The sequence below is a fragment of the Lactococcus hircilactis genome, from assembly GCF_009601015.1.
GTDB classification, from domain to species: Bacteria; Bacillota; Bacilli; order Lactobacillales; family Streptococcaceae; genus Lactococcus; species Lactococcus hircilactis.
This window is the reverse complement of record NZ_WITJ01000010.1, coordinates 55,647-70,578: the sequence shown is the minus strand read 5'-3', so window position 1 is coordinate 70,578 and position 14,932 is coordinate 55,647. Positions and strand designations below refer to the sequence as shown.

General features: G+C 37.7%; 16 protein-coding genes. All 16 read left to right on the top strand.

The genetic code is table 11. The annotated features are described in order from the left end of the window. Positions 1-81: 81 nt before the first annotated feature. The gene (locus GHI93_RS08180; RefSeq protein ID WP_153496564.1) at positions 82-1,338 is read left to right on the top strand and encodes an FtsW/RodA/SpoVE family cell cycle protein; all 1,257 of its coding nucleotides are present in this window, start codon (positions 82-84) and stop codon (positions 1,336-1,338) included. A 297-nt stretch (positions 1,339-1,635) separates the two neighbouring features. After that, the gene (locus GHI93_RS12850) at positions 1,636-1,800 is read left to right on the top strand and encodes a hypothetical protein (protein ID WP_170272422.1); all 165 of its coding nucleotides are present in this window, start codon (positions 1,636-1,638) and stop codon (positions 1,798-1,800) included. A 30-nt stretch (positions 1,801-1,830) separates the two neighbouring features. Further along, a complete protein-coding gene (abc-f, locus tag GHI93_RS08175; protein ID WP_153496563.1) occupies positions 1,831-3,321 on the top strand; it encodes a ribosomal protection-like ABC-F family protein in 1,491 nt (496 codons plus the stop codon). A 56-nt stretch (positions 3,322-3,377) separates the two neighbouring features. Further along, positions 3,378-4,277: a DMT family transporter gene (locus GHI93_RS08170; RefSeq protein ID WP_153496562.1), complete on the top strand. Its 900-nt coding sequence runs from the start codon at positions 3,378-3,380 to the stop codon at positions 4,275-4,277. A gap of 122 nt (positions 4,278-4,399) precedes the next feature. Continuing rightward, entirely contained in the window at positions 4,400-5,224 is an 825-nt protein-coding gene (locus GHI93_RS08165) for a M15 family metallopeptidase (protein WP_153496561.1), read from the top strand. A 197-nt stretch (positions 5,225-5,421) separates the two neighbouring features. Continuing rightward, entirely contained in the window at positions 5,422-5,976 is a 555-nt protein-coding gene (locus tag GHI93_RS08160; protein WP_211368886.1) for a DUF1361 domain-containing protein, read from the top strand. A 108-nt stretch (positions 5,977-6,084) separates the two neighbouring features. Next, entirely contained in the window at positions 6,085-6,561 is a 477-nt protein-coding gene (gene rimP, locus GHI93_RS08155; protein WP_170272420.1) for a ribosome maturation factor RimP, read from the top strand. A gap of 148 nt (positions 6,562-6,709) precedes the next feature. Next, positions 6,710-7,867 (top strand): transcription termination factor NusA, encoded by a 1,158-nt coding sequence (gene nusA, locus GHI93_RS08150; protein WP_153496610.1) that lies wholly within the window; start codon positions 6,710-6,712, stop codon positions 7,865-7,867. A gap of 40 nt (positions 7,868-7,907) precedes the next feature. After that, positions 7,908-8,234 carry an RNase P modulator RnpM gene (gene rnpM, locus GHI93_RS08145; protein WP_153496558.1) on the top strand — a complete coding sequence of 109 codons (327 nt, stop codon included), beginning with the start codon at positions 7,908-7,910 and terminating at the stop codon, positions 8,232-8,234. Between the two features lie 5 nt (positions 8,235-8,239). Next, complete coding sequence (locus tag GHI93_RS08140) at positions 8,240-8,545, top strand: YlxQ-related RNA-binding protein (RefSeq protein ID WP_153496557.1); 306 nt, start codon at positions 8,240-8,242, stop codon at positions 8,543-8,545. Positions 8,546-8,636: 91 nt separating this feature from the next. Beyond that, a complete protein-coding gene (gene infB, locus GHI93_RS08135) occupies positions 8,637-11,432 on the top strand; it encodes a translation initiation factor IF-2 (RefSeq protein ID WP_153496556.1) in 2,796 nt (931 codons plus the stop codon). 107 nt (positions 11,433-11,539) lie between these two features. Continuing rightward, on the top strand, positions 11,540-11,887 hold the full coding sequence (rbfA, locus tag GHI93_RS08130) for a 30S ribosome-binding factor RbfA (RefSeq protein ID WP_153496555.1): 348 nt from the start codon (positions 11,540-11,542) through the stop codon (positions 11,885-11,887). 111 nt (positions 11,888-11,998) lie between these two features. Then, complete coding sequence (gene manA / locus GHI93_RS08125; protein ID WP_153496554.1) at positions 11,999-12,946, top strand: mannose-6-phosphate isomerase, class I; 948 nt, start codon at positions 11,999-12,001, stop codon at positions 12,944-12,946. Positions 12,947-13,088: 142 nt separating this feature from the next. Continuing rightward, positions 13,089-13,529, top strand: coding sequence for a MarR family winged helix-turn-helix transcriptional regulator (locus tag GHI93_RS08120; RefSeq protein ID WP_153496553.1), 441 nt, complete (start codon positions 13,089-13,091; stop codon positions 13,527-13,529). Then, positions 13,529-14,506 (top strand): beta-ketoacyl-ACP synthase III, encoded by a 978-nt coding sequence (locus GHI93_RS08115; protein ID WP_343030349.1) that lies wholly within the window; start codon positions 13,529-13,531, stop codon positions 14,504-14,506. The genes GHI93_RS08120 and GHI93_RS08115 overlap by 1 nt, the downstream gene beginning before the upstream one ends. A 128-nt stretch (positions 14,507-14,634) precedes the next feature. Continuing rightward, on the top strand, positions 14,635-14,859 hold the full coding sequence (locus GHI93_RS08110) for an acyl carrier protein (RefSeq protein WP_153496551.1): 225 nt from the start codon (positions 14,635-14,637) through the stop codon (positions 14,857-14,859). Positions 14,860-14,932: the final 73 nt, after the last annotated feature.

The following is a 14,932-nucleotide window of genomic DNA, read 5'->3' as shown; positions in this document are numbered from 1 at the left end:
AAAAATGTATAATAGAGATATTGATTTTAGAGATAAAAACTTGTTCATGTCGTGAATAAGTTTGATACATTGGAGCTAGTTTTGAGTAAAAAAAATAACACACGCTTTTCGATCGATAATCGGATTGATTATGCCCTTTTATTGCCTGCTTTTTTATTAATCCTCATCGGTTTATATGCCCTTTATGTGGCGGTTTCTCATGACCATGCCAATCGTGCCACTCAAATGGTGGCACAACAAGCCATTTGGGTACTTATTGGATCCGTGATTGCTTTTATTGTCATGCATTTGGATTCAAAATTATTATGGAAATTGACTCCTTATATTTATGGCTTCGGACTCTTTTTAAATGTTCTTCCCATCTTTTTTCATGATGCTCAAACGGTGAAATTAACAGGAGCAAAAAACTGGGTCGCCTTTGGCGGACACAATCTCTTTCAACCGTCAGAATTTATGAAAATCGCCTTTATCCTTTTTATTAGCAGGTTAGTTGTAAATTTTCAAAATAAGGTCGATGAGCGAAGTTTAAAAGATGATTTTAAATTAATTGGATGGTTATTGCTTGCTACAGTTCCCGTTGCATTATTATCTATTTTCCAGAGAGACTTTGGGACATTTTTAGTGTTTGTGGTTATTTTAGCAGGAGTTATTTTAGTTTCTGGAGTGAGTTGGAAAATAATTATTCCAGCACTCGTGTTTGTTTGTGGTGTTGCAGGGGGCATAGTCGCGCTCGTCGCCAATCCTGCTGGACAAGCGTTTTTGGAAAAAACAAGTTTTGCGACTTATCAAGTACAGCGTTTTGAAGCCTGGCTTGATCCATTTGCTAATATGCAAACATTTAGTCTCCAACAAGCAAGATCATTGATCTCTGTTGGGATTGGTGGCATCTGGGGGAATGGTATTGGAGTGGCTAATGTTCAAGTCCCAGTGCGAGAGTCGGATATGATTTTTACTGTTATTGCTGAGGATTTTGGTTTTGTGGGGTCAACATTTTTGATTTTCTTATATTTCATGTTGATTTATCGGATGATCCGAGTGACGTTTAAATCAAATAATCAATTCTATACTTATATTTCAACAGGAATTATCATGATGATTTTATTCCACGTGTTTGAAAATATTGGTGCGGCGATTGGTGTTGTTCCTTTGACAGGAATCCCACTTCCATTTATTTCTCAAGGAGGATCCGCCTTGATGTCCAATATGATTGGCCTTGCTTTAGTGCTTTCAATGAAATATAATCAAATTCCAGAAGGTGTTATTAAACAAGCGTCAATAGACAAAGGACGGGATAAATTAAATGCAAAAAAAGCAAAACGTTCTCAAAGAAGAAATTAGAAAAATCACGTTAGTGGTTTTTTATTTTTTGACAAAATAAAATCCATCTGTTATAATGTTCTTAAATTAACGAAGGTGGTATGGTCTATTGAAATAAGAATGTCTTGAACACATTGCATCCAAAAAAATACAGTAACTTTAAATCTTGTTTTTTTGTGTGCGTTCATGACATTTTAGTGAGATGGACTTGATCTAGTGCGCCTTCTTTTTGAGGGAAAAAGTATAGGGAAAAGCTCTTTTCATGCGATGTCATGAGAAGAGTTTTTTCGTTGTAACATCACAAAAGAAGGAGAAAAAATGAACTTAAAACAAAAAGAAATCCAAGAAAGATTAGAAAAAATAAAACAAGGTCAATCGACATTTACTTCAAAGCAAAAACAAAAAGGACACTTTAATGACAAGGCGACCAAACAAAATACACACGTCTCATCAAAAAACGGTCCTAGAAGAAGTGGGATTTGATTGACCTTCACAACCTAGTGGAGGTGTGCAATGTCTAATATTGAAATCAAAAATTTAACTTTTGGATATCAAGAGGCGCTTATTTTTGACCATGCTCAGATTAATATGGATAAAAAATGGAGATTGGGATTAGTAGGACGCAACGGACGAGGAAAAACAACCCTACTCAAACTCTTATCTGGTGCTCTTAAAACTGAAACTTTAAAGACGATAAAAGAAAATTTTGTGTATTTTCCTCAAGATATAAAAGGAAAATCATCACTTTTAACGCTGGAACTTCTTTATGAGTGCGCAAGTTTTGAGCAGTGGAAATTAGAACGTGAGCTTAAACTTTTAGAGGTGTCTATTGAATTGTTGTGGCGTCCTTTTGAGTCGCTTTCTGGTGGAGAACAGACGAAGTGTTTATTGGCTCTATTATTTTTAGAGGAGGGGAATTTTCCTTTGATTGATGAACCGACAAATCATTTGGATTTGGAAAGTCGAAAAACAGTTGCGGATTATCTCAAGAAAAAATCAGGATTTATCGTCGCATCACATGATCGACAGTTTTTAGATGAAATTTGTGATCATATCTTGGTGATTGAGCGAAAACAAATTTTGCTTCATCAAGGGAATTTTTCAACATATGAGGAACAAAAAAAGTTACGAGATGCGTTTGAACTTTTTGAAGATGAAAAGTTAAAAAAAGATATTTCTCGTCTAAAAAAAACAGCTAGAGAAAAAGAAAAATGGTCAAAAAATCTGGAAATGACAAAATCTCGAAAAAAACGAGGGTTTGATACAGAAACGAAGCGGATCGATAAGGGATTTTTAGGACGTAAAGCTGCAAATATGATGCAGAAATCTAAAAATTTGGAAAACAGAATGAATGAAGAGATTGAACAAAAGGAAAAATTACTTAAAAATCTTGAAAAAATAGATGATTTATCTCTCAATTTTTTTCCTGATTTTCATAAAGTGTTAGTATCTTGCGAGGATTTTACCTTGGGATATGATCATGATTTGTTTGAGCCGATTCATTTTAAACTTGAAAGGGGACAACACCTCGTTCTTTCTGGAAAAAACGGAACTGGAAAGTCTAGTATTGTGAAAGCCATTAAAGGGATTTTTGATGGACAAATAAAAGGGAAACTAGAAGTAGTCTCATCTCTTCAAATCTCTTATGTAGATCAAATGCCTCAACATCAGGGAACGTTGCGAGATTTTGCAGGAGAAAATCACATAGAGATTGAAACCTTCTATTCTCATTTGCGAAAACTTGGGATGGAGCGCAGCGTATTTGATCAAAGAATTGAAACGATGAGTCAAGGGCAACAAAAGAAAGTCGAGTTAGCTAAAAGTTTAGCTCAAAAAGCACAACTTTATGTTTGGGATGAACCGCTTAATTATTTGGATGTGTTTAATCATGAGCAAATCATTACGCTCATTAAAACGTTTAGTCCTTCAATGCTAATCATTGAACATGATGCTGCTTTTATTGAGGCGCTAGGAGAAAATAATATTAATTTAATAAAAAAATGAGACTTTTTCATTTCTGATAATGAAAAAAGAATCAAGTTTAGTGTATAATAAAGGATATGACGAATCAACAAAAAATATTTAAAGGAACAATGCTTGCAATATTTGCAGGCATTTTATGGGGTATTTCAGGGATATTTGGGCAACTTTTTTTCCAAGCCTATCATGGAGATGCATTGTGGATTACTTCATTTCGATTGCTGGTCGCGGGAATGATTTTGTTAGGAATTTCTTATTTTAAATCTAAAACTTTATTTTTTAATTTGATTAAGGAAAAGAAGAATTGGCCGGTTTTATTGCTTTATGCTTTTGGGGGCATTTTTTCTGTGCAATTTTTTTATTATTTTACGATTCAATTATCTAATTCTGCTACAGCGACGATTTTACAATATACTTCGCCTGTTTTTATTTTAATTTATGGGGCGTTTTTTAATAAAAAACTTCCAAAATTAAAGTCCACTTTACTCGTATTAGGTGCGATGTTTGGTGTTTTTTTGCTGATTTCTAATGGTGATGTGCATCACTTGAATATCAGTATTTTAGCATTGTGTACGGGTGGTCTTGCGGCTGTCGCTGTGGTGATTTATTCGCTTGCGCCAAGGCGGATTTTGAGACAATATGGCTCTGTGAATGTCGCTGGTTGGGGCATGATTTTAGCTGGTATTGGAAGTAATTTCATTCATCCATTTTGGAAAATAAACTTTAAAATTGAAGCGTTATCGATTTTTTATATTTTATCTATTGCGATTCTTGGGACTGCGATTGCGTTTTTGATTTGGTTGCAAGCGACAGAGTTTGTGTCGCCATTGGTCGTGAATGTGGCAACAGCAACAGAACCATTAACGTCTGTTTTAGTGAGTGTCCCATTGTTTGGACTTGCTTTGACGCCACTTTCAATTTTTGCGATGCTTTTGGTCGTGATCTGTGTGATTTTATTGTCAAGAAGTGAGGGCGCTTAAGTCTTGCAGAAAGTCAAGTACAGAGATTTTTTCAATCCATTTTACTAAAGGTAAAATTTATTATATAATTAATAAAGTTTCATTTTGTTTTGAAAACAGGACTGAAAAGTAAGAAAAGGCTCATGAAAAAAAATAAAAAAATGCTATGGTCGATTTTTGCGCTATTCATTGTTTTGATTTTAATCATTGCAATAGGATGGTATAAAAATCAAGCGGTGTTCACGACACAAACGAAAACAAATGCGCGTTTAAGTTCAAGTGATCAAAATCAAACGTCAGAAAAAAGCTCAAGTTCAAAAAGTAGTGTTCGTTCAAGCACAAGCACCAGTACTAGTTCGAGTTCGAGTAGTGATTTGCCTCAAGCCCATCAAAGTGACTGGGATTTAATCATTGTGAACAAAAATAATCCAAAAGGAGAGTTAAATCCTCCTCTAGCACAAGTGGATGGCAAAGATGTGAATGCACGGATCGCTCAAGCTGCGGCAGCATTTTTAGCTGCAGCTAAATCAATTGATCCGGATGAACATTTTATCTCGGGTTATCGTTCGGTGGCTTATCAAAGTCAGTTGTATAACATGTATGTAGCGCAAGAAATGTCAGGAGATGGGACGGTTAATTCAACTGGGAAAGAAATTTCAAAAGCGCAAGCGATTCAAAATGTAAATACGTACTCACAACCTGCTGGAATGTCAGAACATAACACAGGGTTAGCGATTGATATGAGTACAGTTGATAGTTTGAATGCGAGTGATCCTACAGTGGTTCAAAAAGTGATGGCTATTGCACCGCACTATGGTTTTATTCTTCATTTTCAAAAGGGGATGGAAGCTTCAACCGGGGTTGATTATGAAGATTGGCATTATCGCTATGTTGGTGTGGAGAATGCGACCTATATGACGGCACATCATCTCTCACTAGAGCAATACGTCGCCTTGTTGCCAAAATAAGAAAAAGCGAGGCAGGATGCGCACATCAGTTGGCGCTTTTTTTATTTTAAGAAAAGTGTGCTATAATTTAGGGCATGTTAAGAGATAAAAAATTTTTATATTTGCAAGGCTTTTTCGTGCTATTTGTGCTGGTTTGTATGGCATTTTCGCTCCTTTTTTATGGAAAAATCAGTTTACATGTTGAGGTGAATGTTCCAATGAGCATGACGTGGAACGTATTTTTAGCGCTTTTAGCTTATGATTTTGCATATTTTTCGTGTCAGGTGTCAAAAAAAGGAGCTCAAATTGGATTTGCGTTTTTATGGCTCATTTTTTATCCGAATACATTTTATGTACTGACGGATGCAAAGCACTTTGTTGATTGGTTGGATCCTACAATGGTGCATCGTTTGAGTCAATTTCGAACGCTCATTAATTTTAATTTGTTGATTTTTGGCATCATTTTTGGTGTGGTTTTGGGGGCATGGTCAATTCAATTGATAGTGACGCGTTTTGTTCCTTATAAAGTATTGCGCGCGTTTTTTGTATTTGTGATTTCGTTTTTGAGTTCGATTGGTATTTTTGTTGGGCGTTCTGAACAATTGAGATTAAATTCATGGGATTTAATTTTGCATCCGTTCAATACTTTTTTTACGATTATTCGATCAATCAATCAAGAAAATTTGGGCTTTTTTGGCGCATTTACGGTTTGTCAGATTGTGATTATTTTATTACTTTCTTTTTCTCCGCAACTTTTTTTGCAAAAGAAATAATAATGCTTGACAAAAATTGGTTTTATGTTATAATAGATTTAAATAAAAAACTATTAGAAAGGAGCGTTCGAAAGAGCGCTCCTTCTCTGTCGCGTTTTGGAGAGGAGAATGATGTCAGATATTACAGAAGTTGTAGAGGATTATCTTCGTCCATATTTGCCTGAACCGTTTGTTTTACATGCGATTGAATGGGAAAAATTTGGTGGAGACATGGTTTTGAGGATTTTAGTGGATCGTTTGGGAGGAATTACGATTGATGAAACAGGGGAGTTGAGTGAGTTGATTTCACCACTTCTTGATCGTTTGTCTCCTGATCCATTTCCAAAAGAGGGATATCTTTTGGAAGTCGCAAGTCCAGGCGCTGAACGTCCGTTAAAAAAACCAGAGCATTTTAAAGAAGCGATTGGCGAGTTTGTTTTTGTTAAACTTTATCAGAAATTGGATGGAATCAAAGAATTTTCCGGTGATGCCGTTGATTTTGATGGTCATGTTTTGACGCTTGATGTGTTGGATAAAACGCGGCATAAAACGGTTGTGATTCCTTTTGAGTTGATTTCAAAAGCACAAACAATGGTAAAATTTTAAATCATTTTTTTGCATCGGATAAAAATTTTTCTTGTCAGTACTGACAAAGGCTAATATTGAGGGAAATCGGGCTCTGTCAGTACTGACAAGAAAAAATGTTGTCATGGATCAGAAAAAAAGTTATTTTTACGAAGAAAGAGAGAAAAAAATGAGCAAAGAAATGCTGAACGCCTTTGCAATGCTGGAAGAAGAAAAAGGAATCAAGATGGAGATTGTGGTTGATGCGATCGAACAAGCAATCACAGCAGCTTACAAACGTCAATATGGTCAAGCGCAAAATGTCAAAGTGATTTTTGATGAGAAAAAGGGAAATTTCAACGTTTATTCAACGCGTGAAGTCGTTGATGAAGTGTTTGATAGCCGTTTGGAAATCAGTTTGGAAGATGCGCTTGAATTAAATCCACATTATGAAATTGGCGATAAAATCATGTTTGAAGAAAAGCCTAAGGATTTTGCGCGAACTGCTGCTGGAGCGGCTAAACAAGTGATCATGCAAAAAATGCGTGAAGAAGAACGAACAATCATTTACAATGAATATTCACGGTATAAAGATGAAATTATTCAAGGAACGGTTGAAAAAATTGACAATCGTGCGGTTTACGTGAATTTGGGCCGTGTCGATGCGCTGTTGACGAAAAAAGATCAAATTGCTCAAGAACGTTATCATGTGGGGGATCGCGTGAAAGTCTATGTGACAGATGTTATCTTGACACCAAAAGGAACGCGCGTGTTCATTTCACGTACTGTTCCAAATATGCTCAAGCGGATGTTTGAAAAAGATATTCCAGAAGTTTTTGATGGTACTGTTGAGATCAAATCCATTGCACGAGATGCTGGAGATCGCGCAAAGGTCATTGTTCAATCACATGATGAAAATGTTGATGCTATTGGGACAATGGTTGGAGCAAAAGGAGCACGGATTCAAGGCATTATTCGTGAACTCGCTGGCGAAAAAATGGACATCATCGAATTTTCAAATGACAAAGCGACATTGATTGCAAATGCATTGAAACCAGCTAAAATCGAGCAAGTACTGATTACTGAAGATGGAGCGTCTCTTGCGGTAGTGGCGAAGGATCAATTGTCCTTGGCGATTGGAAAACGTGGTCAAAATGTTCGTCTCGCAGCACATGTTACAAACAGTAAAATCGACATTAAATCTGCTGAAGAATTCAATATGGATGATTATGACTTCGTGACAGAAACAGAAGATGATGCAACGCTTGAAGATGCCCTTGACACCAAGGAATTTGAAGGTGAGGTTTTTGAATCTGAGGACGTTGTCAGTACTGACAATGAAGCATGATCCATTTTTCAAAATAAAAAGATAAAATCGAGGATTTTTGATGAAGCAAAAAAAAATTCCCATGAGAAAATCTTTAGTCTCAGGCGAGCAATTTCCCAAAAAACAACTGCTTCGTGTTGTTTATACGAAAGCAGGCGAAATTTCAATTGACCCAAATGGCAAAGCCAATGGGCGCGGTGCTTATATTGCTCTACAAAATCGTGAAGCACAAATGGCAAAGAAAAAGCGAGTGTTTGATCGCGCGTTTTCAGCTAAAATTGCGGATGCTTTTTATGATGAGTTGATTGCGTATGTGGAACATCAAGTGGCACGAAAAGCCTTGTTAGAGGCCACTTATTCAGCTGAACAAGCTCCTGATTATGACTAAAAAACATGGATAAAAAACAACAATTATTTAATTTGGCAGGACTTGCAAAACGCGCAGGAAAAACGATTACTGGTGAAGAATTAGTGACCAAAGCGATTCAAAATGGACGCGTAAAATTGATTTTTCTTGCAAACGATGCAGCGTCAAATTTGACAAAAAAAATGATCGATAAATCAAAGTTTTATGAGGTTGTGGTTTGCCAAACCTTCTCAGAAAGTGAACTATCACAAGCAATTGGCCAACATCGTAAGGTCGTAGGAATTGCAGATGATGGATTTGTAAAGAAAATGGAGAGCCTCATGACAGAATGATAAGTAGGGAGAAATTCGCCAGCTAAAAAAAGAAAAACCAGAATTTAGAGGGTTCTTTTGAGCGAGTGGATCCAAAAAAAGGAGGACAAAATTGTCTGATAAAAAGCGAATTAATCAAATAGCAAAAGAAACAGGATTGTCAAATTCAGATTTAGTGAATGCAGCGCAAGCACTTGGATTGGAAGTGAAATCACATTCCAGCTCAGTTTCAGAAGGAGATGCAAAAAAAATTGTTGAAAAAGCAAAAGAAGGCGGCGTGAAAACAGCACCTGCCAAACCCGCATCAACAAAAAAAGTAGCGCCTAAAGAAACAAACACCCAAGCGCGGACGTTTGCTGGAAAAGCAATCGTTGAAGATCCAGCGATTTTAGCAAGAATTAAAGCCAAAGAAGAAGCAGAAAAAGCTGCAAAATTGGCCAAAGCAGCTCAGGAAACATCAAATGAGGCTCACGTAAAAGAAAAACCAGCAGCTCGCACGGAGCAGCCAAAAAAAGCGCCAAAAGTCGTTCAAGGAAGTGTAAATACACCTCATTTGGCAGCGAATGAACAAAAAAATGAAAAGAGTGAAACAAACATCGTTACAAAAACGGAAACTGCCAAAAAAGAAGAAAAACCAAAATTTGGTAAAAAACCAAGAATTCAAATCAAAGTTGTCAAACGTGCAGAGGACATCAAAAAAGAGGCAGATGCTGCTGCTGAAAAACGAAAATCTGAGCATAAGTCTTTCGATCGCAATCATCGCAATAATAACGGAGATAATCGCAGACCACAAAATAAAGAAGGCCAAGGGCATTATGATAAAAAACGGCCTCAGGGAAATACGCAAGGTCAAAATCGTTCTGGAAACAAATTTGAAAAACCAAGTTCAACGACTGAAACATTTGCTGCGCCTGTCACAGGAAAAACCAGTCGTCGTGACCGTGAGCGCGATAAAAAGAAGAGCGAGCACGATAAATCTGGAGAGGGCAATCGTAAAGGTGGTCCACTTCATGTCAATGATAATCGTAATCAGGTGCGTAACGCCAGAAATTCAAATTGGAATGCTGGAAATAAGCGCGGAAAAGGAAGAAATACTAAATTCGTTTCACAAGCCGCACCACAAACACAGCGTAAATTCCATGAATTACCTGAAAGTCTTGAATACCAAGAAGGAATGAACGTTCAAGATATTGCAAAAGCCATCAAACGTGAACCAGCTGAAATTATCAAAAAGCTCTTTATGATGGGGACGATGGTCAATCAAAATCAATCACTTGATGAAGAAACGATTGAATTAATTTTGATGGATTATGGCGTTGAGGCCATCAAAAAAGTCGAAGAAGATAAAACAGATATTGAGCGTCTTTTTGTTGAAGAAGGATACCTCAATGAGGATAAAATGGAAGAACGTGCTCCTGTTGTAACAATCATGGGACACGTTGACCATGGGAAAACAACGTTGCTTGATCATTTGCGTAATTCTCATGTGACAGAAGGCGAAGCTGGTGGAATCACTCAAGCAATCGGAGCGTATCAAATTAAAGCAAATGGTAAGAAAATCACATTCTTGGATACACCAGGTCACGAAGCGTTCACTTCAATGCGTGCGCGTGGTGCTTCTGTGACGGATATTACGATTTTAGTTGTTGCAGCAGATGATGGTGTAATGCCTCAAACCATTGAAGCTATTGACCACTCTAAAGCGGCCAATGTTCCAATTATTGTTGCGGTTAATAAAATTGATAAACCTGGTGCAAATCCTTCTCGTGTGATGCAAGAGCTTGCTGAACATGGGGTCGTTTCAACTGCTTGGGGCGGGGAATCTGAATTTGTTGAAATTTCTGCAAAATACGATAAAAATTTGGATGAGCTTTTAGATACGGTGCTTCTTGTCGCTGAGGTTCAAGAATTAAAAGCTGATCCTACTGTCCGTGCGATTGGTACAGTGATTGAAGCGCGTCTTGACCAAGGAAAAGGAGCGATTGCAACGCTTCTGGTTCAACAAGGAACCATGCACATTCAAGATCCAGTCGTTGTCGGAAATACGTTTGGACGTGTTCGGACGATGATTAACGAACGTGGGCGTCGTGTGAAAGAAGCAGGACCATCCACTCCAGTTGAATTGACTGGATTAAATGAAATGCCTCAAGCGGGAGACCATTTTGCAGTCTTTGAAGATGAAAAAACCGCACGTAGTGTCGGTGAAAATCGTGCAAAACATGCGCAACTTGAAAAACGCAAAAACACACGTCGTGTCAGTCTTGACAACCTCTTTGATACGCTTAAAGAAGGACAAACTAAAACGGTCAATATCATCATCAAAGCAGATGTTCAAGGTTCTGCAGAAGCTTTAGCAGCTTCACTTCAAAAAATTGAGGTGGAAGGTGTGCGTGTGGATATTGTCCATGCAGCAGCGGGAGCAATTTCTGAATCTGATGTTGCGTTAGCTGAAGCGTCAAATGCGATTATTGTTGGGTTTAACGTCCGTCCAACAGGAATTGCGCGGGAACAAGCCGAACGTGCTGATGTCGATATTCGTCTTCACAACATCATCTATAAGGTCATTGAAGAAGTTGAAACTGCGATGCGTGGCATGCTTGATCCAGAATTTAAAGAAGAAATCACAGGAGAAGCCATTGTTCGTGAAGTCTTTACCGTCTCTAAAGTCGGTACAATTGCTGGATTCATGGTGGTCCGTGGAAAAGTGGCACGCGATGCGAGTGTCCGTGTCATTCGTGAAGGCGTTGTTTTGTTTGATGGCGCGATTGCCAGCTTGAAACACTTTAAAGATGATGTCAAAGAAGTCGGAAATGCCCAAGAAGGTGGATTGATGATTGAAGGTTACAATGATGTTGCCGTTGATGATACGCTTGAAGTTTACAAAATGGTTGAAATCGAACGAAAATAATAAAATGACGCGTTTCATGTTTTGTCAGCACTGACAAGAATTAAAAATGGGATACTGTCAGTGCTGACAGAAAAAAAGAAATGAATTTGTAATGAAAGGAAATCAAAATGGGAAATTCTTATCGCAGTGATCGTGTTGCTGTTGAAATTCAGCGTGAAATTAATGATATTTTGCGTAACAAAGTGCGTGATCCTCGGGTTCAAGACGTGAATATTACCGATGTTCAGATTACAGGAGATTTGTCACAAGCCACAGTTTATTACAGTCTCTTGTCAGATTTGGCTTCGGATCATCAAAAAGCTCAAACTGCACTTAATAAAGCCACAGGGCTATTCAAAAGTGAATTAGCACACCGGATGTCCATTTTTAGAATTCCAGATTTGACCTTTGAGCAAGATCAATCCGTCGAATATGGTTCAAAAATAGATGAATTATTACGAGGACTTAACAAATAATGAAACGGCACTTTCAATTGAAAGTGTTTTTCATTTAATCTGGACGGCGCTTTCTTTTTTGTGATATAATAGGTCTATACAATACAAAATTAGTTTGAGAGGATACAGAGGATGAAAGAAGCACTGTTTTTAAAATCGGTTTTGCATGAAAAAATATGGGGCGGAACGCATTTGAAGGAATTTGGTTATGATTTGCCAAGTGATAAAGTGGGGGAATATTGGGCCATTTCAGCGCATCCGCACGGGATATCCATTGTTAAAAATGGGACTTATGCACAAATGCCCCTTGATAAATTGTATGCTGAACATCGCGAACTTTTTGGAAATCGTACTGAATCCGTTTTCCCATTGCTGACAAAAATCTTGGATGCCAATGATTGGCTTTCTGTACAGGTTCACCCTGATGATGCGTACGGTCAAAAGCATGAGGGAGAACTTGGAAAAACAGAATGTTGGTATATTATTTCTGCAAAACCTGGTGCTGAAATTGTTTATGGCCACACCGCAAAAACAAGAGTGCAACTGGCTGAGATGATCCATGCAGGTGCATGGGATGAGCTGCTTACTAAAGTTCCTGTCAAAGTTGGAGAATTTTATCATGTTCCCTCTGGAACAATGCATGCGATTGGTGCAGGCATCGTCATTTTAGAGACACAACAGTCGTCTGATACGACTTATCGTGTTTATGATTTTGATCGACGTGATGCACAAGGAAATTTACGTGAGTTGCACATTCAGCAGTCCATTGATGTTTTGACGATTCCTGGAGATCAGTTGCCTGATAATAAAGTTACTGTAGAAACTTTTGATGGTGCTGAACTTTCAACGTTAGTAAAATCAGATTTTTTCGATGTTTTCAAATGGGTCATTACAAAAAATCATGACTTCAAAAAAACAGCGGATTACACGCTTGTTTCTGTCCTTGATGGATCAGGTCAACTTGATATTGATGGACAAGTAGTATCCATAAAAAAAGGAGATCATTTCATTTTGCCAAGTCCAGTGGAGTCATGGAAAATCACAGGACAGTTAGAAATGATTGCAAGTCAACCCAAGTAAATCGCACCACTAAACAAAAATTTGTCAGTACTGACAAGTTTTTTTGTATCCTTTTATTCTTGCAAAATGAAAATTTTATGATATAATTTGATACATGAAATGATTTGCAGTGTAAAATATTACTTAACAAATCGGAGATAAAATGAAAACAGATTTTGATAAAGTCAATGAATGGCTGATTCAACTTTTCCATGATTTCATGATTTTAGAGGAACAATTTCTCAAAGATCGAGAGAACCCAGATGTGACCGTCAAGGAGCTTCAAATCTTGACGCTCATCCATGCTTTAGGAAGTTGTCGTGCGACAGACATTGCCAAAGATCAAAAACTGGCGCTTTCAACGATTACAATCACGCTCAATCGGCTTGAAAAAAAAGGATATATTCGTCGGACCCCATCAAAAGTGGATCGGCGTGTGATTTTTGTTGGGCTTGAAGAAAAAGGAAATGAACTATGTGACAGCCATCGTGCGTTTTTCAGCGATATCACGGATAGCCTTTTTGATAGCATTTACGGGACAACAGAAAATAAATTGGAGGGTGAGTTAGGCAATTTGCATAATTCATTGGAGAACATGAAATAATAATGTTTGCAAAAATTACAGCAGCAGCACACGCTGCACCAAATAATTCTGTCAGTAATGACAAACTTTCTACATTGATGGACACCTCTGATGAATGGATTTATTCACGGACAGGAATTAAATCACGCCATCTTTCGACAGGAGAAAACACTTCTGATTTATCCATTAGGGTTGCAAAACGGTTACTTGAAAATGCAAATCTTTCTGCTGACGAATTGGATTTCATCATCGTTGCAACGATTACACCAGATTCAATGATGCCGTCAACAGCTGCGATTGTTCAAGGAAAAATCGGAGCAACACACGCATTTGCATTTGATTTGACCGCTGCTTGTTCAGGTTTTGTTTTTGCCCTATCCACAGCTGAAAAACTGATTCAAGCTGGAAGTCACAAAGGAATTGTCATTGGCGCAGAAGTTTTTTCTAAAGTACTAGATTGGACCGATCGCTCAACTGCTGTACTATTTGGTGATGGTGCGGGGGGAGTATTACTTGAAGATAAGGGAACAAGCCCACTTGTCATCGCTGAGCAGCTCCAAACAGACGGAAGCCGTGGAGACAAATTAACGTCATCACTCACCGCCGTTCAATCGCCTTTTTCAGTATCGCACACACCACTCAACACACACGTCACGATGGATGGACGCGCAATCTTTGATTTTGCAGTGCGTGATGTGCCAAAAAATATGTTGTCAGTACTGACAAAAGCGCAGCTGACAGTAGATGAGATTGATTATTTCCTTTTGCACCAAGCAAATTCAAGAATTCTTGATAAAATGGCAAAAAAATTATCTGCAAATAGATCAAAATTTTTACAAAATATGGCAGAATATGGAAATACAAGTGCAGCAAGTATCCCTATTCTCTTGTCAGAATCGCTAGAAAATGGTAAGCTATCATTAGGGCAAAATCAAAAAATCCTTCTGACAGGATTTGGTGGTGGATTAACTTGGGGAACCATGATTATCACGCTCTAATCGGTTGTTCAAAAATAGACGAACATCCACATTTAAAAAAGGTATAACCCGCAGGGTTGCGGATATATAAAAATTATATTAAAATGGTTTAGTACCATCTAAATCATATTCAAAAGGAGAAACAACTCATGGCTGTATTTGAAAAAGTACAAGATATTATCGCAGACGAACTTGGTAAAGACAAAGAAGAAATCACGCTCGACACTACATTTGAAGCGCTCGATGCTGATTCACTTGACCTTTTCCAAATTATCAATGATATCGAAGACGAATTCGAAGTTGAAGTAGATACTGACCAAGATCTCAAAACGGTAGCTGAACTTGTAAACTACGTTGAAGAACTTAAAAAATAATGAAAAAAGGGGGTGACAGAATTCTGTCGGATCGGGAGAAATTTTTTCTTTCATCAACCCCTCTTCATTTTAA

What these genes read in the sequence shown, in the direction of transcription:
- rnpM (WP_153496558.1), top strand. Translation starts at nt 7,908, where the DNA reads ATGAAGCAAAAAAAAATTCCCATGAGAAAATCTTTAGTCTCAGGCGAG.
- manA (WP_153496554.1), top strand. Translation starts at nt 11,999, where the DNA reads ATGAAAGAAGCACTGTTTTTAAAATCGGTTTTGCATGAAAAAATATGG.
- GHI93_RS08120 (WP_153496553.1), top strand. Translation starts at nt 13,089, where the DNA reads ATGAAAACAGATTTTGATAAAGTCAATGAATGGCTGATTCAACTTTTC.
- GHI93_RS08160 (WP_211368886.1), top strand. Translation starts at nt 5,422, where the DNA reads ATGAGCATGACGTGGAACGTATTTTTAGCGCTTTTAGCTTATGATTTT.
- GHI93_RS08165 (WP_153496561.1), top strand. Translation starts at nt 4,400, where the DNA reads ATGAAAAAAAATAAAAAAATGCTATGGTCGATTTTTGCGCTATTCATT.
- nusA (WP_153496610.1), top strand. Translation starts at nt 6,710, where the DNA reads ATGAGCAAAGAAATGCTGAACGCCTTTGCAATGCTGGAAGAAGAAAAA.
- GHI93_RS08170 (WP_153496562.1), top strand. Translation starts at nt 3,378, where the DNA reads ATGACGAATCAACAAAAAATATTTAAAGGAACAATGCTTGCAATATTT.
- rbfA (WP_153496555.1), top strand. Translation starts at nt 11,540, where the DNA reads ATGGGAAATTCTTATCGCAGTGATCGTGTTGCTGTTGAAATTCAGCGT.
- GHI93_RS08110 (WP_153496551.1), top strand. Translation starts at nt 14,635, where the DNA reads ATGGCTGTATTTGAAAAAGTACAAGATATTATCGCAGACGAACTTGGT.
- rimP (WP_170272420.1), top strand. Translation starts at nt 6,085, where the DNA reads ATGATGTCAGATATTACAGAAGTTGTAGAGGATTATCTTCGTCCATAT.
- abc-f (WP_153496563.1), top strand. Translation starts at nt 1,831, where the DNA reads ATGTCTAATATTGAAATCAAAAATTTAACTTTTGGATATCAAGAGGCG.
- GHI93_RS08140 (WP_153496557.1), top strand. Translation starts at nt 8,240, where the DNA reads ATGGATAAAAAACAACAATTATTTAATTTGGCAGGACTTGCAAAACGC.
- GHI93_RS12850 (WP_170272422.1), top strand. Translation starts at nt 1,636, where the DNA reads ATGAACTTAAAACAAAAAGAAATCCAAGAAAGATTAGAAAAAATAAAA.